Below are 24,860 nucleotides of genomic sequence, written 5' to 3'. Positions count from 1 at the left end.
GAGATTGTATCATCGTGATATTGAATCGTCAACGAACACATGAATTTCCTTCGGGCCATGCACGCCAATGGTTAGGGTCATTTCGATATCTGCTGTGCGCGATGGGCCAGTGATAAAGACTGCGGATTTTTTATCTTTAACAAAATCCATTGCATCAGATAACGACGGAAGAATGTCTTTTGACTTCAACACTGCAATGTGGATTTCAGGCAACAGTGACGCATGTAACGCCCCATCCGCTTCCAGCACGGACCCGGTATCTGCCAGTCCACAAATGGCCTTCGTCACCCCGACGAGAATTTCAGGGTCAGGCTCGTGAGTGAAATCTATGCCAATTTCCACTAAGAGAGTTTCATCCAAAGTGTTTGGCTCGAGATGAATCTTTTGAATGTTCCACGCTAGCAGAAATTCGATAATTGATTGCGTGGGATTTTGAGTTCGATAGATATGGCCGCCAAGTGCGCTGAGTTCATTGGTGAATTGTTCGGTTTTATTCTGGAGTGCAGGAGCTTGCTCCTGCATGTTTTTAACAGTCATCTTTTCTTGTTTTTTATTTTCAGTCTGCACACCCGACAGCAAGCTGTCGGACTCCAGAATCCGATCCCGAAATGTCTTCACCGCAAACCTCGGTAAGTCTTTGCTATAACCCCAACCTGTGAACGCGGGCAGACGCATCCACTGGGAGCGAGGGGAGAAAAGAAAACTTCCAAACGCAGCGAATTTTTGAGAGGCCGCATACAACTTCGGGTGAGTCGCGAGGCGAGTGTATAGTTGTAGGCCAAATTTTGTGAATGGAGATAATCCTGCGCCTGCGGTCTGTGGTCTATTGTCCATCGTCGGGCTTTGCCCAGCCCGCACACGAGTCAATATCTTTGGCAGGTCAATATCCACGGGACAGGCATCCTTGCACGCGCCACACAGTGACGAAGCCTGCGCAAGGTGAACAAAATTTTCGCCGAGCAAGCCAGGCGAGACAATGGAGCCGATCGGGCCAGGGTATGGAGCAATGGACTTGTCTTTGCCGATGTAGGCGTGACCGCTCAGTTCGCGAAAGACAGGGCAGGCATTGAGGCAGGCGCCGCAGCGAATGCAATATAAAGATTCTTTCAGCGGGGAATTTCTTAATCGGCTTCGTCCGTTATCAAGGATGATCAGATGACGCGTTTGATTGGGCAGTGGCTTTTGAAGCAGTTGAGTATAGACCGTCAATTTTTGTCCCGTTGCGGAACGCGGGAGCAGGGAAAGCAGAAGCGAAAGATCATTCAGGTTTGGGACGAGGCGTTCCATGCCCATCAATGCAATGTGCACTGGCGGAATGGTCGTGACCATCCGTCCATTGCCTTCGTTGGTGATGATGCAAACCGAGCCAGTTTCAACGACCCCAAAATTAACTCCACTGAAACCAATGTCGGCGGTGAGAAAAATCTCGCGCAAAACTTTTCGCGCTGTGGCCGTCAGCGTGGGAATGTCTTCGGTATATGGAATGCCAAGTTTTTCATGAAAGAGCTGCGCCACCTGTTCCTTGCGTAGATGCGCCGCAGGTGTGATGATGTGACTGGGTCTTTCATGGCGAAGCTGAACGATATACTCACCGAGATCGGTTTCGATGACCTGGATGCCTTCTTTTTCGAGGGCGTGATTTAATTCGATCTCTTCGGAGACCATGCTTTTGGATTTGGCGATTAGAACAGAATTCACCACAGATGAACGGAGATACCCATAGGGCACGCTGTGAACAGGGATTTCTTTTTGGTCTTCTCTGCGCACTCGGCGACTCTGCGGTGCATTCTTTGCAATGCTCAAAACAACTTGAATCGCCTCCGCCGCATCCTTTGCACGGTGGACAATGACCCCGTTCTCTTCATTCTTCGCGATGAACTGCGCGAGATATTCATCAAGATGATCAATTACATCCGCGCGGACTGCGTGCGCACGCCGGCGTCTCTCTCGCCAATCGGGAATGGACTCAAATGCCGCGGCGCGTCCTTTCAAGCGGCGCTCGGTATTGTTGTCTAATGCGATCTGAAGAGTTTCGTTATTAATTGATTCGCGGATTCTTTTGCGGAATGAATTCAGACTCATCTTTGTTTATCTCTGTTTATCTCTGGTTTAATATTTCCGCGATATGCACTACACGCTGACTTTTCTTCTGCCGATTCAATCCACCCGCAATGTGCATGAGACAGCCTGCGTCAGTGACGACCAGAGTTGGAGAATTGGTTGATTCGAGATTGGAGATTTTCCGCTTCAACCACTCCGCGGATAATTCGGGGTACTCCACAGACATCACGCCGCCAAAACCGCAGCATTCTTCGGCATTGGGTAATTCCACCAGGGTCGCACCTTGAACATTTGCCAGTAACGCACGCGGTTGTTTATCCACGTGGATACCGCGCAGAGTGTGGCAGGATGGATGGTAGGTGAGCGGGCCGTCCCATTCTGCACCGAGGTCGGTGATGTAGAGTTTGTCCACAAGATATTCGGTGAATTCATAAACTCGTTCTGATAATGCCTTGGCGCGCGGATACCAAATAGGATCACCTTCGAATAATTCCAAATAATTATGTCTGAAATGATGAGCGCATGAACCAGAGGGTGTGACGATATCGCCTTTAGTGTTCTCGAAAACTTTGATCGTATGCTCCGCAATAGCGCGTGCATCTTTGCGGAGTCCTGCGTTAAATTGCGGTTGTCCACAGCAGGTTTGGTTACGGGGAAAATCCACGTCAATGCCGAGGCGGTGGAGAATGTCTATGACGGCCTCACCAGTTTGCGGGAAGAATGAATCGGTCAGGCAGGTGATGAAGAGTTGAATGTTGGGCATTAATCCATTTTAATCCCAAACTGCATCCGCAGATTGTGCAGATTTTTTCTTCAATCTGTGCGATCTGCGGATTATTTCCGATATTGATCATTCATACTTTGTTTAATCGTTAGACAAATTTCTTTGCCTAAAAATACAGAAATGTCTTTTTTACGGTATCATTCGCGGCTATGGAATTCTTATCATCCCCCTCTCAAAAATTTGATCTTCCCAAGCGCATTGCACGCCTTGGTGAACTTGCCACAAACTTGTGGTGGACATGGCAGCCTGAGGCCGTTCGTCTCTTTGGCCGCCTCGATTATGACTTGTGGGAACGACTTGGGCATAACCCGATCCGTCTCTTGAAAGAAATCGAGCGTGCACGGTTGGACCAGGCTGCGAAGGATAATGATTATCTCATACTCTATGATTCACTCTTTGAAAAATTTGATGTCTACTTCAAAAAGAAATCATGGACTCAAAAGGCGCATCCCGAATTGAAAAATCCGATTGCATATTTTTCAATGGAATTCGGTTTGCATGAAACACTTCCAATCTATTCAGGCGGGCTCGGTGTGCTATCAGGTGATCATCTTAAAGAATCATCCGACCTCGGCTTGCCACTCATCGCTGTCGGCTTCATGTATGCGCAGGGATATTTCTCTCAACGCATCAGTGAAGATGGCTGGCAGGAAGCGCTCAATAATCCATTGACCTTTGAACATCTGCCCGTTGCACTTGTTACCAAAAATAATAAACCCGTCACCATTGAAATTAAATTCCCAGATCGCAATATCACTGTACAGGTATGGGAGACTCGAGTGGGGTGCATTCCGCTTTATTTGCTTGATTCAAACGTCGAAGGCAACAGTGATTATGATCGTGTGCTAACTGCACGCTTATATTGGTCTGACCTCGACCGCCGCATCATGCAGGAAGTTTTGCTTGGCATCGGTGGCGTGCGGATGCTGCGTGCTTTGGGATATTCGCCAGATGTCTGGCACATGAACGAAGGCCACGCTTCATTCCTGACCTTGGAGCGGGCGCGTGAACTGGTGGCAAAGGGCCTCACCTTTGCAGATGCTGCCAAAAAGACGCTTGGACAAAATGTCTTCACCACGCATACCCCCGTCCCTGCGGGCAACGACGAATTCCCGCTCTGGCTGATGGATAAATATCTCGCCAACTATTGGCCCGAGCTTGGCCTGACCCGTGAAGAATTCATGAATGTTGCGCTGCATCATCAGCCCCACGGGGAGACCTATTCCATGCCGATTCTCGCGTTGAAATTATCTGGGGGCAGCAATGGTGTTTCAGAATTGCATGGCGAAGTCTCACGTGATATGTGGAAATTCCTCTGGGAAGATCGTAATGTGAAGGATGTTCCAATTGACCACGTCACCAACGGAGTCCACACTGCGAATTGGATGGCGCGCCGTTTGAACATTTTGCTCGAAAAATACCTCGGCAAAGATTGGTACGACAACCTTGACGACCACACGTTGATGGAAAAGATAAACTCTATCCCCGACCCTGAGTTGTGGGGCGTACGATTGCATCTCAAACGGAAACTTACTTTCTACATGCGCGAACGCGTGCGTGATCGGTGGGCATATGGCGGATTTCATCCCGTGCAGGTGGTTTCATCTGGTGTATTGATCAATCCCTACGCGTTGACCATTGGCTTTGCGCGCCGTTTCGCCACATACAAACGCGCCAACCTGATCCTTTCGGATATTGACCGCCTGCTTGAAATTATTAATCGCCCGAACATGCCCGTGCAGATCATCTTTGCAGGCAAGGCGCATCCCGCCGATGAGCCTGGCAAGCAGTTGATCCAAAAGGTCTATCGCACCGTCAAGAAGGCCGAGACGGGCGGACGCCTCGCCTTCCTCGAGGACTACGATATGAATCTAGCTCGTTATCTCGTGCAAGGTGTGGATGTGTGGATGAATACTCCGCGTCGTCCATTGGAAGCCAGCGGCACATCGGGCATGAAAGCCGCCATCAACGGTGTGCTCAATTTCTCCGTGTTGGACGGTTGGTGGCGCGAAGCCTATAATGGTCACAACGGCTGGTCGATTGGTGAAGACAAGGAATACGAATCAAATGAAGTCCAGGATGCAGCCGACGCTGAGAATATGTATCACACTCTTGAACATGAGATCATCCCCATGTATTATGGTCGTGATGCGAAGGAACTTTCTCACGAGTGGATTGCCCGTATGAAAGACACCATGAAGACGGTCATTCCGCAATTCTCCACCCGCCGCATGGTAAAGGAATATGTAGATAAGTTCTACGCGCCCGCGGTGAAAAGATAAACAGAGACCATGGACGATTGATCGCGGACCATAATTCATCGTCAGTGGTCCATGGTCTATCGTCTGCTTATCAGCATACGCGAAGATAAAGAGGCATCATGGTTCCTGAAATCACAGTCACCGAACTCGGTGAAAAACTCAAATCAGAAGAAAAATTCATTTTGCTGGATGTGCGCGAACTCCCAGAGTTGGAGCGGGCCAAAGTAACAGACAGCAGGCTTCAGGTCACGCCCATGAGCCGCTTGGCACAGGAGGGGATCGCTGCCTTGTCTGAATCCGCGCAAAAGCAGGAAGTCCCCGTCTACGTGCTATGTCATCATGGTAACAGAAGTATGCAAGTGACCATGTGGCTGGCGCAGCAGGGATTCAAAAATACCTTCAATGTGCGCGGGGGAATTGACGAATTTGCACGCAAGGTGGATTCTTCTGTTGGATTTTATTAAGTCTTAAACAACATCCACAGATTTGGTAGATTGCACAGATTATTTTTGGGAAATCTGCTAAATCTATACAATCTACGGATGCCTTTAAACCAGAATGCCACCCTTTCAGGTGGCATTCGTGGGGCGCTGTGGCTTCCTTCTTAATTGAGGAGGGATGCCACAGCGCTGGGTTTAATGCTACTATCCATGAGAGACATCACCTCCTCCTTTCTATAGGATGGCGGTTTAATTTGTTTGCCCCCGAACGATGACGAAAGTATGTCACAAAATAAATTGGATGTCAATAGGCCAATTTGGGTTCTCACAGATTTGTAATCTTCGCCTCGAAAAATTCTGGTGGCTTTTGGTCGCCTCTTGCACTGCCACGGAAGGTAGCTTGACCATAAAAATTGTAATTTCCAACTTGAAAATTTGTGATACCTTTTGAGAGTCTCCGCAAGGCTTGCAGGGCTATCCTTCCGAAAATTCGATCAGGAGAAGCATATGAAAACAAACCCCAACAAATTATGGATCATCGTGTTCGCTCTTGGCTGGTTCTTCGATTTCCTTTTTTGGAAGAATGCCCCAGGTATTAACTTTGCAATTTTTTCGATGGCCTGCCTGGTCGCGGCCTTCTATCTGTTATTTAGTGATGGGCTTCGCCCGAATCGCGCCAGCCTGGGCCTGCTCCCGCTATTTGGCTTTTTCGCTGCTGTCACATTTATCCGCGCCGAGCCGATGACGACCTTCCTGGCCTACACCTTTACCTTGCTGACGATGACCATCCTGGCGGTTACTTACCTTGGCGGGCGCTGGGTTCAATATACCCTCACAGACTACTTTGCGAAAGCCGTTGCTCTGATCGGAAGCATGATCGGACGTCCGATCTCATTTACGATGGATGTTCGCAAGGCCCAGGCCGAAGCAGGGACGCAGCCTCCAAAATATAATCTCTGGCCCATTTTACGTGGCATCATCATTGCTCTGCCAGTAGTTGCGATCTTTGCCGCCCTGCTTTCCTCGGCAGATGTCGTCTTTGGCCAGCGGCTTGACGATTTCATGGAACTGTTCAAACTGGAAGATCTCCCCGAATTTATTTTCCGCCTGATCTATATCCTTGTCATCGGTTATGCCTTGGCGGGGGTCGTTCTACATGCTTCATCCGAATCAAAGGATGAAAAACTGGTTGGCGAGGGGAAACCCATTATTCCGCCATTTCTCGGTTTTGTCGAATCCTCGATCGTGTTGGGGAGTGTAGTAGCTCTCTTCGCCATGTTTGTAGTGATCCAATTCCAATATTTTTTTGGTGGCCACACCAACATCAACGTGGAAGGTTATACCTATTCCGAATACGCGCGCCGTGGATTCGGCGAACTGATCACGGTGGCGTTCTTTGCTTTGATGATGCTGCTGACGCTGAGCGCGATCACAAAACGCGAAACTGAATCGCAGAGAAAGATCTATTCGGGGCTGGGGGTTGCCCTCGTTGCCCTTCTGTTGGTCATGCTAGTTTCGGCGTACCAGCGCCTCGGTCTGTATGAAGCGGTGTATGGTTTCTCGCGTCTTCGCACATACACACATGTCTTCCTGTTCTGGATCGGCCTGCTCCTTATCGCGACCATCGTGTTGGAGATCCTTCGCAAAGAAAGGATGTTCGCGTTTGCGATGCTTATTGCCTCATTTGGGTTTGCAATTTCTCTCCCGATCTTGAATGTGGATACTTTCATCGTGAACCAGAACATCCAGCGTGAAATCAACGGCCTGACGGATGACAGCGTGGAATTGGATGCCCAATACTTCATTGACCTCTCCGACGACACCGTTCCTACACTGGTTAAAGCGCTGCGGACGCCGTCCCTGCCTGATGCCGTCCGAGAGAAAATAGGCGCATCCCTGGCATGTATCCGCTACGAGCGCAAGCGGGATGATCGTGAATTCACCTGGCAATCCTTCCACTTCTCCCGTTTCAATGCGGATCAGGCTCTTGCCTCCGTCAGCAAGGAAATTGATAAGTATAAGATCACAGATACCGACTGGCCCATGATCGTCACTACTCCTGCTGGCGAAGAATTTTCCTGCTGGCGAAATTATTATGATTAGACGGGCCCATGTCATTGCGAGGGCAGTGATCGTCTGCCCGACATCGTACCCGAATGGGTAAGCAATCTCCGTCAACGCTGTAGAGATTGCTTCGTCCCGATAAGAACATTCGGGATGGTATCGCAAAGGGCAAGAGCGCTCCTCGCAATGACATAATCAGAGTAAGAACCACCCACCATTGACAGTCTATCCATCATCTCAACAAACAAGGACTGTCAATGGATTTCAAACTGACCATTTTCTCTGATTACATCTGACCATGGTGCTATGTCGGCCAGGGTGTGGTCGACCTACTGAAAGATGAATACAAAGTGGATGTGGAATGGCGTCCGTATTATTTGCGCCCCGATACTCCGCCCGAAGGCATGGAATTGTCCGATTACATTCTGCGTGCGCGTGCCAATGGTTCGGAAGAACGATTACGCAGCATGGCGAGTATGTATGGGATGGAGTTCAACTCTACCAAGCGAATCTACAACACGCGCCTTGCGCATGAAGCTACTGAATATGCCCGCGAGCACGATAAAGCCAATGAATTCCATCACGTGATCTTTCGCAAAGTCTATGGCGAGGGGTCGGATGTAAGCAAATGGGATGTGCTCCGTTCCGCCGCCGAGGAAGTAGACTTGGATGCAGATGATATGCAGTCTGTTGTGGAGGGTGGGAAGTACACTGCCCAGGTTGTGGAGCAAGTCCGCTGGGCACAGCAGATCGGCGTGACAGGTGTGCCGACCTATGTGATCAATGACCGTTATGCAATAGTCGGTGCACAGCCTTACGAGGCTTTCAAGAATGCGCTGGCGCAGATCATGAAAACAAGTTCATAGTTTGCCAATGTATTACAAAAATAAGCCACGGATTTCACGAATTAGCGCGGATTTTAGAATCCGTGTAAATCAGTGAAATCCGTGGCTGAGTCTTTAATAGTTAATTATTTTTCTACTTCCACTGCCACATCAATAATACGATCAAGTCTAAAAGTGCGTTCAGCTTCGCGGGTGTGGCAATAGGCTTGCAGGTAGATGTAATCGGATAAACCGATCACATCCTTGGGAGTGATCCAGCGTTCGGATGTCTCACCGTCTTTATCCATATATTTGATAAACAAACGCTTGCCGCTGTTGATGGCTTCGCTGAGTTCAGTGGGCAGGTACACACCTTCTTCAGGCCAGGCGGGGGAGTTGTAGATGCCGATAAAATCATCCAAGGGTTTGTTCATGGATTTGAGCGAGTCCATCATGGCGAAGAAGAGATTTTTTGCAGTGATCGCATCTGCGAGGGCACGAGAACCTTGAACATTAGCTGAGACGTGGAAATCATCAGCTAGATGATGTAGGCTGTAGGATGGCAATTCGTAGAACTCGCGTGCCAATAAAAGCGTATCTATCAAATTAGGGATTTCGACAGTGCGGCCTAACTTGCGGTATTCATTATCGAGGAATTGGATATCAAATTTAGCATTATGACAGACCACTACCGCATCTTTGAGCGCAGTATCTATCTGGTCGATTACCTCTGCAAATCGCGGCGCAACGGATAATTTGGATTCGTCCAAGCCATTCACGTGAATAGCCGCGGGCGAAAGAGTCCGCTCGGGGTTGATGAGCAGGTCAAGGGTCGATTTGATGCGTTTGCCTTCCGTCAGGACAATGGCTATTTGGCAAATCCGATCTCCAAACCACGGAGAAAGGCCGGTGGTCTCGACATCCAGAAAAGCGAAGCGGGCATTTGCGATGTTAAACATAATTGGCGCACCTTTTGAGTGCGCCAATCTTACCGTATTTTTGAGGCAATGCAAATTATGCGCGCCTGCGTTGGACGATGCTATAAATTGCCAACGCGAGCACAAAGAGAGCGGCAACCCAGGCGCTGTTTGCGACCAGGGGCGTGGCTGCTTGTTTAATGGCGATGCCGATGAATGACCAAACCAGCACGAACGCATAACCTGAGTCGCGGCGGGTGATCGTCATGGCAAGGGCGAGAATGCTGGCGACAACCAGCATGATGACTGCCCAGACCTGCGGCGCAATGCCGAAGCCATTCCAATTGATGAGGTAAAGATAATCTGTGACGTTGGCTATGGTAGCAACGCTGATCCAGCCAAGATAGATGCTGAAGGGAATATCCACGCTCCATTTTTCAGCATTGCTAACAGGTGTGCGACCAACATTCAAGTTGAGGTAGCTGATGATTAGCAGGATGAGCAAGGCCAACATGACCAGTACGCTCAAGCCAAACAAATTGTAATGCCAGCAGAACAACCAGGCGGCGTTGAAGATGCCGCTTAATGCAAAGGTGTAGCCAAGTTTGCGTAAGCGCGGACTTTCCTTTTGTGCGGTCTGGTATTGATAGACCGTGAATGCGATCCAGCCAATGTAGATGATGCCCCAGATGGCAAAGACATACCCCGCAGGAACGAAGTAAACCTGAAAGCGATCTGAGATCTCGCCTGTGTTTTGCCCGTTAAGCGGCAGGGTGCTGGCCAAGATGTTAACTGCGAGCGCCAGCACCACTGAAAGCGTGTTGGCAAGTTGACGTACTGAGTCTTTTGACATGATGTCCTCCAATTTGAAATGTGTATCACAGCGACAGGTTCATCATATGACTTCTTACTATCAAATGCCATCAATTGTAGTTTTACTTTTCAAAATACTTTCGTACTTTTGCCGCTATCTGGCGCTCGGTCATCTTGTCTGCGGTTTCGACATGGACTTCCTTAACGTGATTGCCATTGTGTGCAAGCCTTTTTTCAAATTCATGCTTTGCTTCTCCAGCGCCGATCACCAGCAGCGAATCTGCCTCTCCGATCGCCGAAATGACTTGTTCATAATACTTGTTGAGATGTTCCTGATAGCGCCTGTCGTTCTGGGGTTCTTCTGCAACAAACAGCGCGGTGTGGGCCGCCCTCCCACGCACTCCTCTGCCCTTGGCGCGCACACGTTTTTCCACCTTCGATTCGATCTGCAGCACCTCTTCTTTCTTTCCTTCAATTTTCACGATCACTGCTTTTTTGTGGTCAATCCACAAGCCGATTTTCTTTTCCATGAAACCTCCAAATCTTGTTTCAACGGGCATCCTCGGCCCAATTTAAGTATACTTATTTCAGATCTGAATTGCAACTTGATCCTGTTTATAGTATGCGAATTGTTCACTACTCACAAATGCTGGGCCTTTAACGTTCGCGGTCATCGTCCAGCAATTGCATTGAATTATCTTTGATGAGTTACTTATTAATAGATTCTAAGAGATATGTGGGTAATAAGAAGTAATAAGGAATTTGCACAAATGCAAAGACCAAGAAAATATGCTCCGCAATCCCGGTTGTATTAATGTAAATAGTAATAAATTTGAGATGATTTATTACTTATATGTAATGTTTCCAAAAATGTTTAGGGATTCTTAACTCATAATAAGTCTATTCCAGAGGGGTCATGATAATCTTGGCGACGCAATATAGAACTTCGCTGTTGTGAAAAAATTCAATCAATATGTTCGAAAAAAGCAAACCCGGCGAAAGCCGGGGACGCAAAGCCACGGGTCTAAAGGTAGTGGTTCGTCCGCTACGATGATTGCCAGGCTACCGACGTATTCCGGGAAAATTGCCTGGTATGCGCCAGGCAGTTTTATTTTTTGTAAGGAGAAATAAGTGAAAAAGAAGGCATATCGATTAATGAGTTTGATGGTAGCACTGACCCTTGCGCTAGGGGGCTATTACAATGCGCTGGCTTCAGACTTACCTAGTGCTAGGATATCGGGATCTCAAAGCGGAATGTTGAGTTCCAATATTTATTACGTTAGTACCAGCGGCAGTGATACGAATTCAGGGTCAGCTACCTCGCCCTTCAAGACGTTTGCAAAAGCCGTTTCAGTCCTGGCCGCTGGCGATACATTGCAGGTAATGCCTGGGATCTATGGCGAAACATTGACCCTTTCAACTTCAGGTACTGCAACTTCGCCCATTACCGTTATTGGGAATGGAGCCATCCTGAATATGCAGGGTGTGAAGGCAAATGGAATCGTGGTGAGCGGCAGCTATATTAATGTTTCGGGATTTGAAGCCATTGGAGCCACTGACTTCGGAATCCTCGTTACGGGCAAGTACGTGATTGTTGAAAACAACCTCGTGCATGATAATGTCACTAAAAATGGGGTGGGGACATGCGGCCTATCGACTACGTGGGGAAGCGCGCTCAAGGTCAAGGCCGGAGGAGAAAACACAACCATTCGAAACAACACGGTTTATGACAATTGTGGAGAAGGAATAGCTGTCACACGCGGGGTGGTTGCCCAGGTGGAAAACAATACGGTTTACGATAATTTCGGGGTTAATATTTACGTTGACAACTCCCCGTTCGTAAATGTGCAGAACAACCTGTCCTACTGTACGGGCACGCATCTGCGTGACGGAAAAAGGGCCCATGGAATAGCATTGGGTGAAGAGCTCTATACAGGCTGGGGAGCTCAATTGCATGATATTCTAATATCGGGTAATACGATCATTGAATGCCGGTCCGGAGTTTCCGCTTATGCAAGCAATACGGGTGGCACCCTGACGAATGTAACCATCACCAATAATAACGTGCCAAGCGGACAGATACGATCCATTTCCCTGCAAACCACACCAAATCAGAACGTATTGGTTTCGTACAATACGATATTCAACTCGATCTATGTTTACGAACCTGCAGGCGTTACGCTGGTTGGGAACACAATTGGCAGTGTCGCGCCTACGTCAACGAGCATGCCGGCGCCCACCAGTACAATCCTGGTCCCAAGCTTTACACCAACCTCAACCGCTGTGGCCATTAATACTGCAACTCCTGTCCCAGCATCACCCACACCCACCCAGTCGGTCATATTGCCAACAACCACCCCAACCGCATCGCCCATACCATCGTCACCTACCGTTGCGCCGACCTTGGTGCCGCCAACAGCAACGATGATTGCGACCAACCCTTCAGCCTTGGAAACCACCTATGACGACATGGATGGCGGCTTTCTCTACTCCGCTGGTTGGGACAATGTGAGCAAGAGGCAGGCTTATAACCGCTCCTTTAAGCAAACATCGCAGAACGGTGCCTATGCAACTTTTGCCTTTACCGGACAATCTTTCAGCGTAATCTATAAGGGCGGTACCGCCTTTAGGAAAATGGATGTTTATGTAGACGATGTGCTGGTCGGAACGATTGACCAGAAGGCCTCTTCGTCCACCTTCCAGATGCGGTGGGATTATCCTGGTCAGCTAACACTAGGCAGCCATACACTTAAACTGGTTTTCGTCACTTCAAACACATCCGGTGGCACCAACGGATCGATTGACGCAGTAATCATTCGTTAAAAGCTTGTGCTGTAACACCAATGTAGTCCATGACTCACCCCGAAATTAATCTTTCGCGGGTGAGTTTGTTTTTAAACATAATTGAGCTGATAAAAATTCAGATTTTTGTGCTTCATCAATGCAATACAGCTTCCTCTTTGGGCATCTCCGATCAAACTAAATTTCTGCAAAAGGTATTGAATCTTGCTATGAAATCCCTATAATGATAATAATCAGGACAACTTGGGTTTTGAATCTCCAATTTTTATCGGTATGAAAGGAAACGTGATGAACCGTATACATAACATTCGATTGTTGTTGAGCGTAATCGCTGTGGTCATCCTGTTGTCTTCAGGGGCAGTACGGGCAGATAGTGGCGGCTCCAATGTCGGGCAGGCCTTCAACATGGTGGTCGTTGGCCACAATGATCTCGGTGGGCGAGGCTTCAATGCCGATGTTTGGGTGCACAAAGGCTATGCTTACGTTGGCCAATGGGGATTTGGCGACTGGGCCTCAGGGTCGAAAGATCGCTTCTGTCCACAGGGTTCGAGTACAAGCGTTGTCATCGTGGATGCCCGCAACCCGGCAAATCCGCAGGTGGTGGGGCGGCTCCAGAATCCACCTAATACTTCCATTGAAGACGTAGTCGTATACACTGCTCAGTATGGGCGCTCGAAAGGGCATGACATCGCCGTTGGCGGAATCCAATACTGCGGTGACTCTCGCTATGACACAAACGCAGATCGCGGTTTGATGCTTTGGGATGTTACCAATCCTGCGGCGCCAATCCAGATCGGTTATCTCAACACGGGTTGCTGCACGCGCGGCGTTCACGAGTTCGAGATCCAACATCGTACAGACTTGCGCCACACCTTCGCTTATGCAACTGTGCCGACAAGCCGTTACCCCGATGCAAGTACTCCCAGCGGCTACCGTGACCGGAATGGCGATGGCGATTTCCGTTTGATTGACATCACTGATCCTGCCAATCCGGTGCAGACATCAGACTGGGGAATTCAGGAGATTGGCGGCCCGTTCTACGCGGGGCAGGGATGTGATGCCGATCCCAATTATGGGCATGGGGCGGAGCCATCTGATGATGGCAAGCTCGTCTTCGTATCCTATTGGGACAGCGGCTTCATCGCTCTGGATTTGACGAATCCAGCCCAGCCCGTTTTCAAAGGCCGAACTGTGTATCCAGCGAATGCGGATGGCGATGCGCACTCTGCTTCATATGATGATGTCCGCCAACTATTGTTCAGCGCGGACGAAGATTTCTGCAAGGCATCGGGCCCAGGTATTGAAAAGGGACAGGGTTATCTGCGCGTCTATGATTATTCCAACCTCGCGGCACCTGTACAGATCGGAGAGTATCGAACGCCGAACTCGATTGGGACGAATACCCAGGCCGCAGGCGATTATTCGCTTCATAACGCGCTGGTGGTTGGTACTGATATCTATATGGCTTGGTATACGGATGGGATTCGGGTGGTGGATGCAAGCAACCCAAGCGCGATTGTAGAGGTGGCTTACTTTGTTCCGCCCTCGGCCAACAACCCGGTGAAACCATCACAGCGTGGTGTGTTATCTAATGCGCCGCAGGTCTGGGGCGTGGCTTACGATGAAGCGACAGGCCTCATTTATGCCAGCGATATGAACTCGGGTCTGTGGATCTTGCGCCGCATGGATCAATAGTACAAACATAAATTTTTTAGCAAGGCAAACAGAAACTCCGAAGTCACGACTTCGGAGTTTTATCAATAGCTATTTTCTGCAATTAATTCTTCGCGCGCTACTCGACGACCTCCACGATGCCTGTATCTAAATCGTAACGCGCTCCCACGATTTTAAGTTCTCCTTTTTCAAGCGCTTCCGAGAGGATGGGCGATTCTTTCAGATGTTGAACAGTTAGTGAGACATTGACTTTCACGGCATTGTCGAGCAAATCGCCAGGCTGATCTTTAGCCGCTTCCACGGCAGGACGAATCCCATTCACCAGCCAATTGATATCTGCTTCGGCAGTAGCATTATTTTCCACGGCTTCCACCGTGGCTTTGACCGCGCCGCATTTTTCGTGTCCCAGCACCATCAGGAGCGGAATTTTTAACTCGGCTATTCCATACTCCAGGCTGCCAAGCACAGCATTATCAAGAACGTGGCCAGCAGTGCGGATGACGAATAGATCACCTAGTCCCCGATCAAATACCAGTTCAGGTGGGACGCGTGAATCGACGCAACTGAAGATCATGGCAAACGGACTCTGCCCATTGGACACTTCAACACGTCGGCTTTGCGATTCGTTTAAATCTATGGACTTGTTATCAGCATATCGCTGATTCCCCTCGAGCAATCTTTGCAGGGCTTCATCCGCATTAGTGACTGGCGCTTCGACGCTCGTCTGTGCTGGGGCACAAGCGGCCAATGTCATTCCTACAGCGGCGAGACTCGATACCTTTAGAAAATCACGGCGTGATAACTTATAAAGCTTGGTCATGGGAACTCTCCTATAAAGTTGGGTTGTTACAACAGCACCTGTATATTACTGTTATTCTGGAATAGGTGCAACAGCCGACTCAAGCCTGCGAATCGAAAGCCTAACCAATATAAAATAACAACGGTGGAAATTAAAAAGATGGGCACCGAATGGCGCCCATCTTTTCTTGAAATTTACCAGCTTCAATACTTATGGCTGATAGGTGACGTTCACTGCGATGTAGTCGAGATAGAAATCGCGTGAGTTGTTACTTGCAACATCGATTACTCGTATGCGGAAGTTGGTATTGGAAAATTCGCCTAGCGACCAGGTGTGTCCCCAAATATCCGCAGCCCCACCCAGAATGTAGGTGGCTTCTGTGGTGGAGAGGGTTGAGGTGTTCTTAGCCGCGGTCCAGGATGTGCCGCCGTTCCAGGAAATTTGAATGCATATCTTGGGCGCGCCGCTGGCGGAGTCTGCACGTGCATCAAGGCGTACTTCGATGCCTTGCACAGTTCCCGAAGGAATATTGAAGCCATAGTCATAGAACAGGTGCTTATCCTTGCCGGTGTTCGTGCAGGATGTGTTTTTGTTCGAACCGCTGTTCAGGTCAACTGCCAGGGATGCGTCATTGGCAAAGGCGTTGGCTGGGTTGGATTCATAACCATTGTTGTCGCCGGCGCTGGATGTGACAGCGGCCTGAGCGGTGGGTGATAGGAACCCGGTGCTGGTAGGCGGAGGCGCTACATTAATCGTGCCGCCATCCACTACCAAGGCAAACTTCTGCGGACCATTCGGAACGTTGAATCCGCTGACAGTGACAGTGTAGGTGCCGGCAGGGGCTTGAACATACACATTCTCAACATTGTTGCGGCGGTCTGCGGAACCACCGGTTGTGCTCCAACCGCCGGAGAAAACGTTGCCGCGGTAGGTGTTGCTTCCACCAGTGACGGTGAGGTCAAGGTCATTGACCAGGTTGATCGAAGCAGTATCAGTTGACGGGTAGTCTGACCAAACCACTGTCACTTTAAGCGGACCGCCGGTTGAGGTCACGTTAAAGGCTTGGGAGCCGCCGGTGGCGAGACCAGTGCCTTCATCCACGTATTGAATGGTTCCATCGGTGGCGCCATCGAGATTGACCAGGCCCCAGCCTTCATGACTGTTCGGAATGGGGAAGTCGTTATCGTTTACGCCATCGTTGTTCTCATCCAGCAGATCCACCGCGGAGTTGATCATGGTGGCTTTCACCAGGGCTGCGCTGGCGTTGAGGCTATAGGCTTTGTTGTAGTAATCCTTTATAACCGTTGCACCACCAGCCGCGAGCGGGTTAGACATAGATGTGCCGCCCATGTACTTATATTCGCCGTTGAATGGTGTGCCCCATCCATCCCATTGATAGACACCATTCTGTGGATTCACAGGATCGCCATAGCCTTCTTGATAAAGGCTGGAGTACCCGGACAAAATCCATGTGCCGGGAGCCACAACATCGGGCTTCATACGGTTGTCATCTGTTGGGCCACGGCTGGACCATGAAGCCATTTGCTGAGTGTTGCCTGCGGTCACATCATTGGTGAGAGGGCTGGCAGGGAAGTCAGCGGGATAGCGCTGTCCCCAAGTGCCCAGGTAATTGGCCTGATTGCCGCCCATGCTATTGCAGGTCTGGCCAGTTTGATACGCATCATGAGATGTATAAGTAAGGCTTGTATCGCAAGGCCAGTTATCAGGACGCACGTTCTCACTTGCGCCCACGGTAATGACGTTCTTCGATGTGCCAGGCGCGCCAGTCGAATCATTATCAACTACGCCATCCCCGTTCGCATCGGTGCCTTCGTTGCCTGCGGAGAAGGTAATGACCATGTCGCGGTTGGTCCACACGAATGAGTCTGTGTTGACGCTATCAACCGTGTAATCACCAGCGACGGCAGCACCCCAGGAGTTGGAGTGGATTCTCGCGCCGGCATCATATGCCTGCTGATACATGGTCTTCAAATCAGCGGGTAAGCCTGTGAGGAAATAGCCATTTGGTGGATAGCCGCCAAACAACTGACAAAAGTTCGTAACAGTTGCCCAGTTTTCCGTGGACTGGAAGACCAAACTTGCGGCAGGGGCGATGCCACGGCCCTGACCGCCTGGCTCACCAGCGCTCAAGATGGAGCTGGCTGTGTGAGTGCCATGACCAGAATCCACGTCAATGGAGCCGTCATTGGTTACAGTTTGGAAACATCCGCCTGCGGCACCGGGCCAGTTGAAAATGGCAACAACGCGGCCGGATGGAATATCTGCATGTGCGGTTGTAGTCGTGCCGCCACCGATGCCAGTATCCGAAACGGCTGTGATCTGACTGGAGCCATCATAGCCGCGCGAATTTGCGACACCCGCACCGATGATGCCGCCGCCTGCATCGTTAAGCGCAGGGAGATTCGATGTGCTGTGCAGTTCATTGAGATAGTAGTTGTTGATGGAGGCAACGTCGTCGACATCAGCGAGCGCATCAACCAACGCGCCGCTTGCTGCTACCACCATCAAGTCTCCGTCGAAGCTGAGGATTTCTGCCCCGGTCCGCGCGACGAGTGAACGAACAAGGCCGAAATCTGACCCTCTTTCGATGCGGATGAGATAAACATTCGTTTCACTATCCCGCTTCAAATCAGTGCCGAACTTGAATTCCGACTGGAAGGGAGTAACCCCGCTGACGAAACTCATTTGCCCAACACGATTGGCAATGGAAGGATTCATGCGGACTTTGAACGCGAAGTCTGGCATGTAATCCAGAACCTCCGCGCCCTCCGCAGTGACCTGATCCTTCCAGGCCTCTTGAATGGGCCCTGCAAACTGAACAACAAAATATTTCTGACTGGCCGCAGCAAATTGACCCTGCGCCGGTGCCATAGCCAATAAGCCTGATAACAGGATCAGGATGACAATGGCGGAAACAAAATACCTGCTTGCTTTATTCATACGCACCTCTCCTCTAAGTGGTGATATTTGAAAACGCTGACCTACACCGGTCAACGTTGAGCACAGGGTTATCATATCGCTTGTCTCATAAATAAGTAAACTTTTTGGTGGAAATTGTGAGTAAATATCACAACCCTAGTTTAGTAAATTATGCGATACTTTGTAAAATTGTTAAAGTTTGTGGGATCAGGAAATTTGATGAATTTTATTCTTTTCTTTAGTTATGTCAATGGTTTTTATGGCCTAATTCGTTCCGCCTTATAGATTACTATTGCCGGTTGGGTCAAGTATATCGTTCACGCCCGCAATTAAAATGGACTTCATCTTATAATCTGGTTTCGCATCATTATAGAAAGGGATGTGTTCTACCTTTTGGATTGGAGGTCAATATGTTTGTGCTTATGGTTTTGTGTTTTGGTATTTCAGCATTTGCATTACTTGGTGGCGCAGGTTGGGCTTATTTCAGCCAGCAGCGCAAAATGGAGAGTCGGATTCCGACGACTGGCACCGTAGTGGAGTTGGCTCAAATACCCAGCCGACGCGGCTACATTTTATGCCCGGTGGTTGAATTTACAATTCCATCCGGGGAAACGTTCAGGTTTACCTCCGAGTTTGGGTCGAACCCTGCAAGTGACAAAGTTGGGGATGTGGTCAATGTGAGATATGACCCCGCAGACCCACAAAAGGCCGAAGTTGATTCTGCGATGAGTCTCTGGCTTACTCCGCTCATCCTGGGCGGCATGGGACTCATCGCCTGCTGTCTGGCAGTTGCTTTCCTTGCTGTTTATGTAACTGGCTTTTCATCTTTCTAGCCCTGACAACGAGAGCGTATTTACTTGCCTGGGCTCGTGTCCGTCACCATTGCGGTGTAAAGAAGAAGATGATTTTCCCCTACCTCAACTACCAAAGCGCGTTTGCGGATTGATGAACAGGTAGTACACTGCCAGCCCGCTGCTGTAGATGAGTACTGCTGTGTAGACGATAAGATTGATGAAACGATCAGGTTCCACGGTGTTAAGCAAACTCATAAAAGGGATAATGAGCACAAGGTCGTAGGCGAGGAAACTGAGTAGTTGACCGAGGGCATTATGCCAGTTGGGTCGGAACATGCCGTAGAGGAAGTAGAAGGCGTCGCCGAGGAAGATACAGCCAAAGACGACGGATGTATCGGGGTTCAGGGCCCAGGGGAAGATTGGAGCTTGTAGGATCAGCGCCCCGCCCGAAAGGAGGAGAGAAGCGATGAATATCCCAAAAGAGACTTTGACAGGCCTGGGTATGGAACGTGTCTCTTTGAGCGGGATTCTCAAACTCCCAAAAAATGCGGTGAGACTGGTGATGGCTGTGAGAGCAGCGAATACACCAAAGAGAGTCATACCCGCGCGTCCCTTTGATGCAAGTTGGAAAAAGTAAACGGAAGTGGTGAGCGCAATGACGAAAACGTTGAGCGAACCTGCGGGCAGTGCGCCCAGTTCCCCCGTCCAGCCGACCCAGAGTGCGGCGGCGCTGATGGCGGTGAGGATAGAGCCGACGAATATGTAGGAGTAGCGTCCATCTTCCCAGGGCCAGATGGCAGTGGCAAAGGGCAGCCGAAAGATGAACCCGAATGCAAAGAGCAGAAGGACCAAACCACCGATTAACGTTACGCCGCGAAGAAGTTTCATGTTATCTACCTGGTCGCATCATCTTAATTAGAAAAACAATATGCTTATATAAACTATTCAACATCCGGTAACGAAGACTTGTTTGTGGAGCAATTACATCACCAATACGGTCTAATAATAAAGCGATTTTCCATTTTCTACTATTGGTAATTTCTGTTGAAAATACATCATAATTAGCTGTCAGCGCGATAAAATCTTTGTGGCGGAAATTATAGAGATCATTTATCCTGCCCGCCCTATCGGGATCATTGATCGCGTCGAATAATAGTTTTAAACCAAATAAATTATGAATAACTTTGTGATGTTCAGCTTCAAGTGCGACCATTCCCAGGACATAGCCAATATCACAGCCTTCTTTACGATAATATTTCTGGGCAGTTGGAAATATCTTCACCAATTCCTGATAGGTGAGTATCTTCAGGTAGTTATCCAAAACTTGAAGATATTCAAATTGCCACCGAATGTGTGCCTTTGGGCGATTGCCGCTCGTGTAGCTTTCATCGGATAGAACCCGGTAGCGGACCAGCTTTTCAGGGATGACATGAATCTCATATTTCAAGCATAAGCGTACCCACATGTCAAAATCGGGGATTTGTGCAAGTCCCTTCCGATAGAAGCCGCACTCGTCATAACATCTTTTGCGGATCAGGATGCTGGGGTGACATAACGCATTCCCATGATAAAAAAAGAAATTTAGCCATTCATGCCGGTTCCGATTAGGTTGATCGAATATTTTGTAATAAAGATTCGACTTGTCCTTGAATGCTTCGCCATTTTCGTCAATGATTTGCGCATGAGTGAATACCGCTCCAATATCAGGATGCGCATCTAAATAGTCCACCTGTTTTTGCAGTTTTTGGGGTTCCCAGATATTGTCGGAATGGTGGATGGCTATATATTCTCCGGTTGCCATCTCAAGGATTACTTTTCTCATTCCCTCCTTATCGTTTTGGTTCTTAATATTTCTAAAAGAACTTATGTGCGGGTCAGAATAACTTTGGATGATCGACCAGGATTCATCGGTTGACGCGTCATCTTCAATAAAGAGTTCGTAATCCAAAAAGGATTGATCGAGGACACTATCAATGGCTTCACGTAAATATTTTGCATAATTATAAGACGACATATAAATGGAGACTTTTCTCACTCTGCTATCCATTCCTTATCCAAAAGCTTCGTACTTACTCAGTTCAAGGTTTTGATGCCAACTGGAAGGTTTTAAACCTGAGATCGGAAGGCTCATAAACCACATCTTCGAGAAAAATCTTTTCATCCTTCCGAATATCGATACGCAAGCTCACATCTTCAGCCAGGCAGATGGGCAGCCCGGAATGAAGCAGGTTATCGGCGCAGTTCTCGATCAATCCATAGGTTGTATATCCGCCCACACCATCCAAAGAATCCCCCTGATGCAGGTCTTTTTTGGCGTAGGCATATACATTTGTCATAAATCCATAAGTCGGCTGTAAAACTGCCCAACCATCCAGAAAGGCTTCTGCGATACAGGCCATCACCTCGATGTGACCGAGATGGTATGGGCGATGAAAAATATAGAAGGGACCCGGTCCCATTCGAGCGGGGAGATAGGAACGAATCGTCTCCATCTGGTGTGGATGATCGTTGAACCCGATCACAAAGACACCACCCGGTGGGTATGCCCCCAGCACATAATCTACCAGCGGAGTTTTCCCATCCCACATGGTGCGAAAGTCAAAATACTCAAATACGTTATAAATATCCCTGACCCGCGGGCCCTGCATACCGGGAACCACAGTTCGCCCACCGATGGAATTTGCTATTAATGCCATCTCAATGCACAGCTTTGTTCCGTCGGTGTATGAGGTACACATTTTATAATCCAGGGAGCGTTTGTCAGCTTCGGGAACGATGGCGGTTGGGTTGCTGTAACGATCCAGATAGCCCTTCATATTTCCCGCTAAAACTGTTTGAAAACCCCAAAGCTCAATTTCATTGATAAGGCGTTTAAGAACTGTGTGCTGGTCGCCATCCGCGCTGGTATAAACAACGCCTTCCCGCCGGGCTTGTGCCAGCAGATAGGGGCCAAAGATCAGATCAGCCTCCGAATTCATCATCACCACGTGCTTGTGATGCGCAATGGCAGCCAGAGCAAACTGTACCCCACCAGCAATGGAGCTGGTGGAATCCACCAGCACATCCATCAGTTCACATTGAGCTACCAGGATGCCATCGCTGCATACTGCCAGTTCCCCTTTTTGGATCGCGGCCTGCATATCTGCCAGGTTCTCCACTACCACGTACTCACGCCCCAGATGATTAGCCCAGGCAGTCGCACGTTCAAGGTGAATATCGGCAATCGCAACACATTCCATGCCCAGCGTGATACTGGTCTGATAGACAATTCCCCTGCCAATATTACCCACCCCAATCACCCCAACCCTGATTTTTTTTGGTAAAGCTTGTAATCGGGAAAGCAGATCAGTCATGTGGGTTTAACTCCGAATGCCATCAAACTGTGCAAGCTATTTGTTGTTGAGAGCATCTTTATGAATGTAGAACTTTTTGGTTCATATTCTTATTTTACCTTTTTGTCCCCACCCTCTAACCCCAAATATGACATTGAAACTTTTTATGAAAATTGTAGGCCTGCGTTGTCGGATTTGCCCACAGGGTGCTGACATAAGGGGAGATGTCCAAAGGACGGAGGGTGCCTGCCAGAAATTATCTCAATCAGAGTGATGTCACCCTATCATCGCAGGCGGTTTATCAGCATGATATTTCCTGCCTCAAAAAATAAAAAAACTCCGAAACGTAATTTCGAAGTTTTTTTCAAAGATTATTTTGCAGCTGACAGTTCTTCGCGAACCACCCGCCGAAGAACTACTTCAATCGGCTCTTGTTGACTGGTAATATGCTCGCGCAAAGCATCATTGATTAATGTCTGGTAACTGCCGCCACCTTCCGCATCGACCTGGTCACGGAACCATTCCAGAATGTCGTCATCAATGCGGATCGTGATGCGGGTTTTTCCCTTCGCTGTAGGGACTACCGCCCCGCGTTTGCCTTTGTTAAAGTTATATTCTTTTTTCAAAGTAATCTTATTTTATTAGATGTGCTTGCGCGGCTTCGTAAAATTCATGTGATTGTTTAATCATTTGACGGGCATCTTGTTCATCAACATTGGAATCCAATTCAAAATCATTGCGATCTCGAATAGCGCGAGCGGCAACTAAATTCTTATGGAAGTCGTTGCTTAACATATCCAGTTTCTTGACTTCTTTTCCAAATGCCGTAATGACACGATTCTCTCGCGAAAAATCCAAATCTTTCGAAAGCAGCAAAGCCTTGGCAATATAGAACATTGTATAGAACGCCTGAGATGCGGCGATACTGGAATGACCGCCTTTCAAAAGATCGGACGCATCTTGGCTTTCTCGTGCTTTATTCATCCAGGCAGAAATTTGGTTTCGCATATGGTTATCTTAACTTCTTTTCAATCTGAATGCAACGGACTCGTGAATACGGGAGTTTTCGTTCCTAATTCTCACTCCAGAAAATCGTCCAACACAAGGACATCGATTAACTCTTGCAACCTGGACAATCTCTTATCATTTGTCAAAAATGCTTTTGCGCCAAAGGAAAGGCTTGCAGCGACTTGTAACGCATCTGGCGGAGAGACATTGTATTTGGCGCGCAACTGAGCCGCCGCACGAGCAACATTCCGATCAACATCAACAACGGACAAATTTGGGAAATGCACCAGAATTGCTTCATACTCTCGCGCCGCCGACTCGCGCCCCAACTGCCATGGGCGGACAGTGATTTCCATCAAAGTGATCGTGGAAGTAACTCCTTGCCATTTTCCCTTTTCAATGCCATTGATGGTCAACTGAGCAAGCGGACCATACCGTTCGTTGTTCTCAAGAAAGTAAATAAAGATGGGAGTATCCAGCCCAATGACTTTTGCTTTTGCTAATCGCTTGCTGAATTCGTCCATGCATCACGCTCCCCGTTGAGATATTTTTGAATATCAACACCCTTCCAAATTTCACCATGCAGACCTTGCAAATAATCGGTGTATCTTTTGGGTTGTGGAATCAAAACGATCACACCGTCCTGTACATCCACAAGCAGACGATCTCCCTGTTTGATATTCAATTTCTTGCGTGCTATTTGCGGAACTGCGATCTGATACTTCGAACTGACTTTGACAGTGGTTGTAGTCATAAAATCTCCTGGCTAGGCAAAACTACCAATTTGCTAAGCATTGTACCACAACCCAGCCCCCACCCGTCCTCCCCCAAATACGACAATAAAAACTTTCTCTAAAATGGCCTGTGTTTCGTTGTCGGATTTGGGGGAGGCGCCCGATACATCGTCCCGAGGCTCTTACGGGAGGGCGGAGGGGCCCTGCACAGAAACAAAATGCCATCTCCATTTGAAGAGGGCATTTTCCGTTAGCCATATACTAATTACTTCAATAGAGTCAGCAAAATACCAACAATTGCTGCAATTCCAGCTATCACTGCAAGCATATAAGTAACGGCAATATTCCGCAATGCCAAGTATTGCGCGAACCAGCCAGACGCAATAGAAATATGCTCTTTAAGAATATCTAACCTGTAATCTACTAATTCGCCCCAAAAACCACCCAAGTCTTTTGGTTGTTGCTTACCAATCGTCTCTAATGTTTTAAGCTCCTCTAATGACTTCAACTTACAGAGGAGATAATTCTTTTCAAGCAAAAGTTCCTTAGACAATCTATCATGAATCATTGACATTCTTATTACTTCATCGCTTAAGGATATATACTTTCCCAG

The 24,860-nt window shown here is 48.5% G+C and carries 21 protein-coding genes, 1 pseudogene and 1 riboswitch; of the genes and pseudogenes, 7 read left to right on the top strand and 15 right to left on the bottom strand.

Annotated features, from left to right (window positions below; genetic code table 11):
* Positions 1-9 precede the first annotated feature (9 nt).
* Positions 10-2,082 carry an LUD domain-containing protein gene (locus AC14M5_RS13140; protein WP_484030127.1) on the bottom strand — a complete coding sequence of 691 codons (2,073 nt, stop codon included), beginning with the start codon at positions 2,080-2,082 and terminating at the stop codon, positions 10-12.
* 16 nt (positions 2,083-2,098) lie between these two features.
* Positions 2,099-2,824 (bottom strand): (Fe-S)-binding protein, encoded by a 726-nt coding sequence (locus AC14M5_RS13135; protein ID WP_484030126.1) that lies wholly within the window; start codon positions 2,822-2,824, stop codon positions 2,099-2,101.
* Between the two features lie 170 nt (positions 2,825-2,994).
* Between AC14M5_RS13135 and glgP the strand changes: the two genes are divergently transcribed.
* The 4 genes and pseudogenes from glgP to AC14M5_RS13115 form a co-directional block, all read left to right on the top strand.
* Positions 2,995-5,127, top strand: a complete 2,133-nt coding sequence (gene glgP, locus AC14M5_RS13130) for an alpha-glucan family phosphorylase (protein ID WP_484030125.1) — start codon at positions 2,995-2,997, stop codon at positions 5,125-5,127.
* Positions 5,128-5,225: 98 nt separating this feature from the next.
* Positions 5,226-5,570, top strand: a complete 345-nt coding sequence (locus AC14M5_RS13125) for a rhodanese-like domain-containing protein (RefSeq protein ID WP_484030124.1) — start codon at positions 5,226-5,228, stop codon at positions 5,568-5,570.
* 483 nt (positions 5,571-6,053) lie between these two features.
* Positions 6,054-7,649, top strand: a complete 1,596-nt coding sequence (locus tag AC14M5_RS13120) for a DUF4153 domain-containing protein (protein ID WP_484030123.1) — start codon at positions 6,054-6,056, stop codon at positions 7,647-7,649.
* Positions 7,650-7,918: 269 nt separating this feature from the next.
* A pseudogene (locus AC14M5_RS13115) lies at positions 7,919-8,476 on the top strand (DsbA family oxidoreductase); the annotation flags it as partial.
* Positions 8,477-8,580: 104 nt separating this feature from the next.
* Here AC14M5_RS13115 and AC14M5_RS13110 read toward each other — a convergent pair.
* The 3 genes from AC14M5_RS13110 to AC14M5_RS13100 all read right to left on the bottom strand — a co-directional run bounded on the left by AC14M5_RS13110 (position 8,581) and on the right by AC14M5_RS13100 (position 10,694).
* A complete protein-coding gene (locus tag AC14M5_RS13110; RefSeq protein WP_484030122.1) occupies positions 8,581-9,393 on the bottom strand; it encodes an exonuclease domain-containing protein in 813 nt (270 codons plus the stop codon).
* 55 nt (positions 9,394-9,448) lie between these two features.
* Positions 9,449-10,204: a tryptophan-rich sensory protein gene (locus tag AC14M5_RS13105; protein ID WP_484030121.1), complete on the bottom strand. Its 756-nt coding sequence runs from the start codon at positions 10,202-10,204 to the stop codon at positions 9,449-9,451.
* 82 nt (positions 10,205-10,286) lie between these two features.
* Positions 10,287-10,694, bottom strand: coding sequence for a hypothetical protein (locus AC14M5_RS13100; RefSeq protein WP_484030120.1), 408 nt, complete (start codon positions 10,692-10,694; stop codon positions 10,287-10,289).
* Positions 10,695-11,139: 445 nt separating this feature from the next.
* Positions 11,140-11,234: riboswitch (cyclic di-GMP riboswitch) on the top strand.
* A 61-nt stretch (positions 11,235-11,295) separates the two neighbouring features.
* Between AC14M5_RS13100 and AC14M5_RS13095 the strand changes: the two genes are divergently transcribed.
* Together AC14M5_RS13095 and AC14M5_RS13090 are read left to right on the top strand one after the other, a co-directional pair.
* On the top strand, positions 11,296-12,987 hold the full coding sequence (locus AC14M5_RS13095; protein WP_484030119.1) for a right-handed parallel beta-helix repeat-containing protein: 1,692 nt from the start codon (positions 11,296-11,298) through the stop codon (positions 12,985-12,987).
* Between the two features lie 267 nt (positions 12,988-13,254).
* On the top strand, positions 13,255-14,661 hold the full coding sequence (locus AC14M5_RS13090; RefSeq protein ID WP_484030118.1) for an LVIVD repeat-containing protein: 1,407 nt from the start codon (positions 13,255-13,257) through the stop codon (positions 14,659-14,661).
* 97 nt (positions 14,662-14,758) lie between these two features.
* Here AC14M5_RS13090 and AC14M5_RS13085 read toward each other — a convergent pair whose 3' ends face one another.
* Positions 14,759-15,460: a carbonic anhydrase gene (locus AC14M5_RS13085; RefSeq protein WP_484030117.1), complete on the bottom strand. Its 702-nt coding sequence runs from the start codon at positions 15,458-15,460 to the stop codon at positions 14,759-14,761.
* 189 nt (positions 15,461-15,649) lie between these two features.
* Positions 15,650-18,400 carry a S8 family serine peptidase gene (locus AC14M5_RS13080; RefSeq protein ID WP_484030116.1) on the bottom strand — a complete coding sequence of 917 codons (2,751 nt, stop codon included), beginning with the start codon at positions 18,398-18,400 and terminating at the stop codon, positions 15,650-15,652.
* Between the two features lie 389 nt (positions 18,401-18,789).
* Here AC14M5_RS13080 and AC14M5_RS13075 point away from each other — a divergent pair, with 389 nt between their 5' ends.
* The gene (locus AC14M5_RS13075; RefSeq protein WP_484030115.1) at positions 18,790-19,212 is read left to right on the top strand and encodes a DUF3592 domain-containing protein; all 423 of its coding nucleotides are present in this window, start codon (positions 18,790-18,792) and stop codon (positions 19,210-19,212) included.
* 84 nt (positions 19,213-19,296) lie between these two features.
* Here AC14M5_RS13075 and AC14M5_RS13070 read toward each other — a convergent pair whose 3' ends face one another.
* From AC14M5_RS13070 to AC14M5_RS13035, 8 genes are all read right to left on the bottom strand, one after another.
* Positions 19,297-20,061 (bottom strand): hypothetical protein, encoded by a 765-nt coding sequence (locus AC14M5_RS13070; protein WP_484030114.1) that lies wholly within the window; start codon positions 20,059-20,061, stop codon positions 19,297-19,299.
* Position 20,062: 1 nt separating this feature from the next.
* Positions 20,063-21,220: a glycosyltransferase gene (locus AC14M5_RS13065; RefSeq protein WP_484030113.1), complete on the bottom strand. Its 1,158-nt coding sequence runs from the start codon at positions 21,218-21,220 to the stop codon at positions 20,063-20,065.
* 31 nt (positions 21,221-21,251) lie between these two features.
* Complete coding sequence (locus AC14M5_RS13060; RefSeq protein ID WP_484030112.1) at positions 21,252-22,526, bottom strand: homoserine dehydrogenase; 1,275 nt, start codon at positions 22,524-22,526, stop codon at positions 21,252-21,254.
* 350 nt (positions 22,527-22,876) lie between these two features.
* The gene (locus tag AC14M5_RS13055) at positions 22,877-23,131 is read right to left on the bottom strand and encodes a BrnA antitoxin family protein (RefSeq protein WP_484030111.1); all 255 of its coding nucleotides are present in this window, start codon (positions 23,129-23,131) and stop codon (positions 22,877-22,879) included.
* A gap of 7 nt (positions 23,132-23,138) precedes the next feature.
* On the bottom strand, positions 23,139-23,513 hold the full coding sequence (locus AC14M5_RS13050; protein ID WP_484030110.1) for a HEPN domain-containing protein: 375 nt from the start codon (positions 23,511-23,513) through the stop codon (positions 23,139-23,141).
* A 71-nt stretch (positions 23,514-23,584) separates the two neighbouring features.
* Positions 23,585-24,037 carry a type II toxin-antitoxin system VapC family toxin gene (locus AC14M5_RS13045; RefSeq protein ID WP_484030109.1) on the bottom strand — a complete coding sequence of 151 codons (453 nt, stop codon included), beginning with the start codon at positions 24,035-24,037 and terminating at the stop codon, positions 23,585-23,587.
* Positions 24,013-24,267 carry an AbrB/MazE/SpoVT family DNA-binding domain-containing protein gene (locus AC14M5_RS13040; protein WP_484030108.1) on the bottom strand — a complete coding sequence of 85 codons (255 nt, stop codon included), beginning with the start codon at positions 24,265-24,267 and terminating at the stop codon, positions 24,013-24,015. The genes AC14M5_RS13045 and AC14M5_RS13040 overlap by 25 nt, the downstream gene beginning before the upstream one ends.
* Before the next feature lie 245 nt (positions 24,268-24,512).
* Positions 24,513-24,860, bottom strand: a 348-nt coding sequence (locus AC14M5_RS13035) for a hypothetical protein (protein ID WP_484030107.1), incomplete at its 5' end; no start/stop codon positions are given.

This window comes from Candidatus Villigracilis sp., from assembly GCF_057083605.1.
This window is presented reverse-complemented; position numbering and strand designations above follow the sequence as displayed.

Excerpts from the sequence above, each read along its gene's own strand:
- AC14M5_RS13070 (WP_484030114.1), bottom strand. The coding sequence starts at position 20,061 with ATGAAACTTCTTCGCGGCGTAACGTTAATCGGTGGTTTGGTCCTTCTG.
- glgP (WP_484030125.1), top strand. The coding sequence starts at position 2,995 with ATGGAATTCTTATCATCCCCCTCTCAAAAATTTGATCTTCCCAAGCGC.
- AC14M5_RS13050 (WP_484030110.1), bottom strand. The coding sequence starts at position 23,513 with ATGCGAAACCAAATTTCTGCCTGGATGAATAAAGCACGAGAAAGCCAA.
- AC14M5_RS13135 (WP_484030126.1), bottom strand. The coding sequence starts at position 2,824 with ATGCCCAACATTCAACTCTTCATCACCTGCCTGACCGATTCATTCTTC.
- AC14M5_RS13075 (WP_484030115.1), top strand. The coding sequence starts at position 18,790 with ATGTTTGTGCTTATGGTTTTGTGTTTTGGTATTTCAGCATTTGCATTA.
- AC14M5_RS13085 (WP_484030117.1), bottom strand. The coding sequence starts at position 15,460 with ATGACCAAGCTTTATAAGTTATCACGCCGTGATTTTCTAAAGGTATCG.
- AC14M5_RS13125 (WP_484030124.1), top strand. The coding sequence starts at position 5,226 with ATGGTTCCTGAAATCACAGTCACCGAACTCGGTGAAAAACTCAAATCA.
- AC14M5_RS13060 (WP_484030112.1), bottom strand. The coding sequence starts at position 22,526 with ATGACTGATCTGCTTTCCCGATTACAAGCTTTACCAAAAAAAATCAGG.
- AC14M5_RS13090 (WP_484030118.1), top strand. The coding sequence starts at position 13,255 with ATGAACCGTATACATAACATTCGATTGTTGTTGAGCGTAATCGCTGTG.
- AC14M5_RS13080 (WP_484030116.1), bottom strand. The coding sequence starts at position 18,400 with ATGAATAAAGCAAGCAGGTATTTTGTTTCCGCCATTGTCATCCTGATC.
- AC14M5_RS13100 (WP_484030120.1), bottom strand. The coding sequence starts at position 10,694 with ATGGAAAAGAAAATCGGCTTGTGGATTGACCACAAAAAAGCAGTGATC.
- AC14M5_RS13110 (WP_484030122.1), bottom strand. The coding sequence starts at position 9,393 with ATGTTTAACATCGCAAATGCCCGCTTCGCTTTTCTGGATGTCGAGACC.
- AC14M5_RS13045 (WP_484030109.1), bottom strand. The coding sequence starts at position 24,037 with ATGGACGAATTCAGCAAGCGATTAGCAAAAGCAAAAGTCATTGGGCTG.
- AC14M5_RS13105 (WP_484030121.1), bottom strand. The coding sequence starts at position 10,204 with ATGTCAAAAGACTCAGTACGTCAACTTGCCAACACGCTTTCAGTGGTG.
- AC14M5_RS13140 (WP_484030127.1), bottom strand. The coding sequence starts at position 2,082 with ATGAGTCTGAATTCATTCCGCAAAAGAATCCGCGAATCAATTAATAAC.
- AC14M5_RS13040 (WP_484030108.1), bottom strand. The coding sequence starts at position 24,267 with ATGACTACAACCACTGTCAAAGTCAGTTCGAAGTATCAGATCGCAGTT.
- AC14M5_RS13065 (WP_484030113.1), bottom strand. The coding sequence starts at position 21,220 with ATGGATAGCAGAGTGAGAAAAGTCTCCATTTATATGTCGTCTTATAAT.
- AC14M5_RS13120 (WP_484030123.1), top strand. The coding sequence starts at position 6,054 with ATGAAAACAAACCCCAACAAATTATGGATCATCGTGTTCGCTCTTGGC.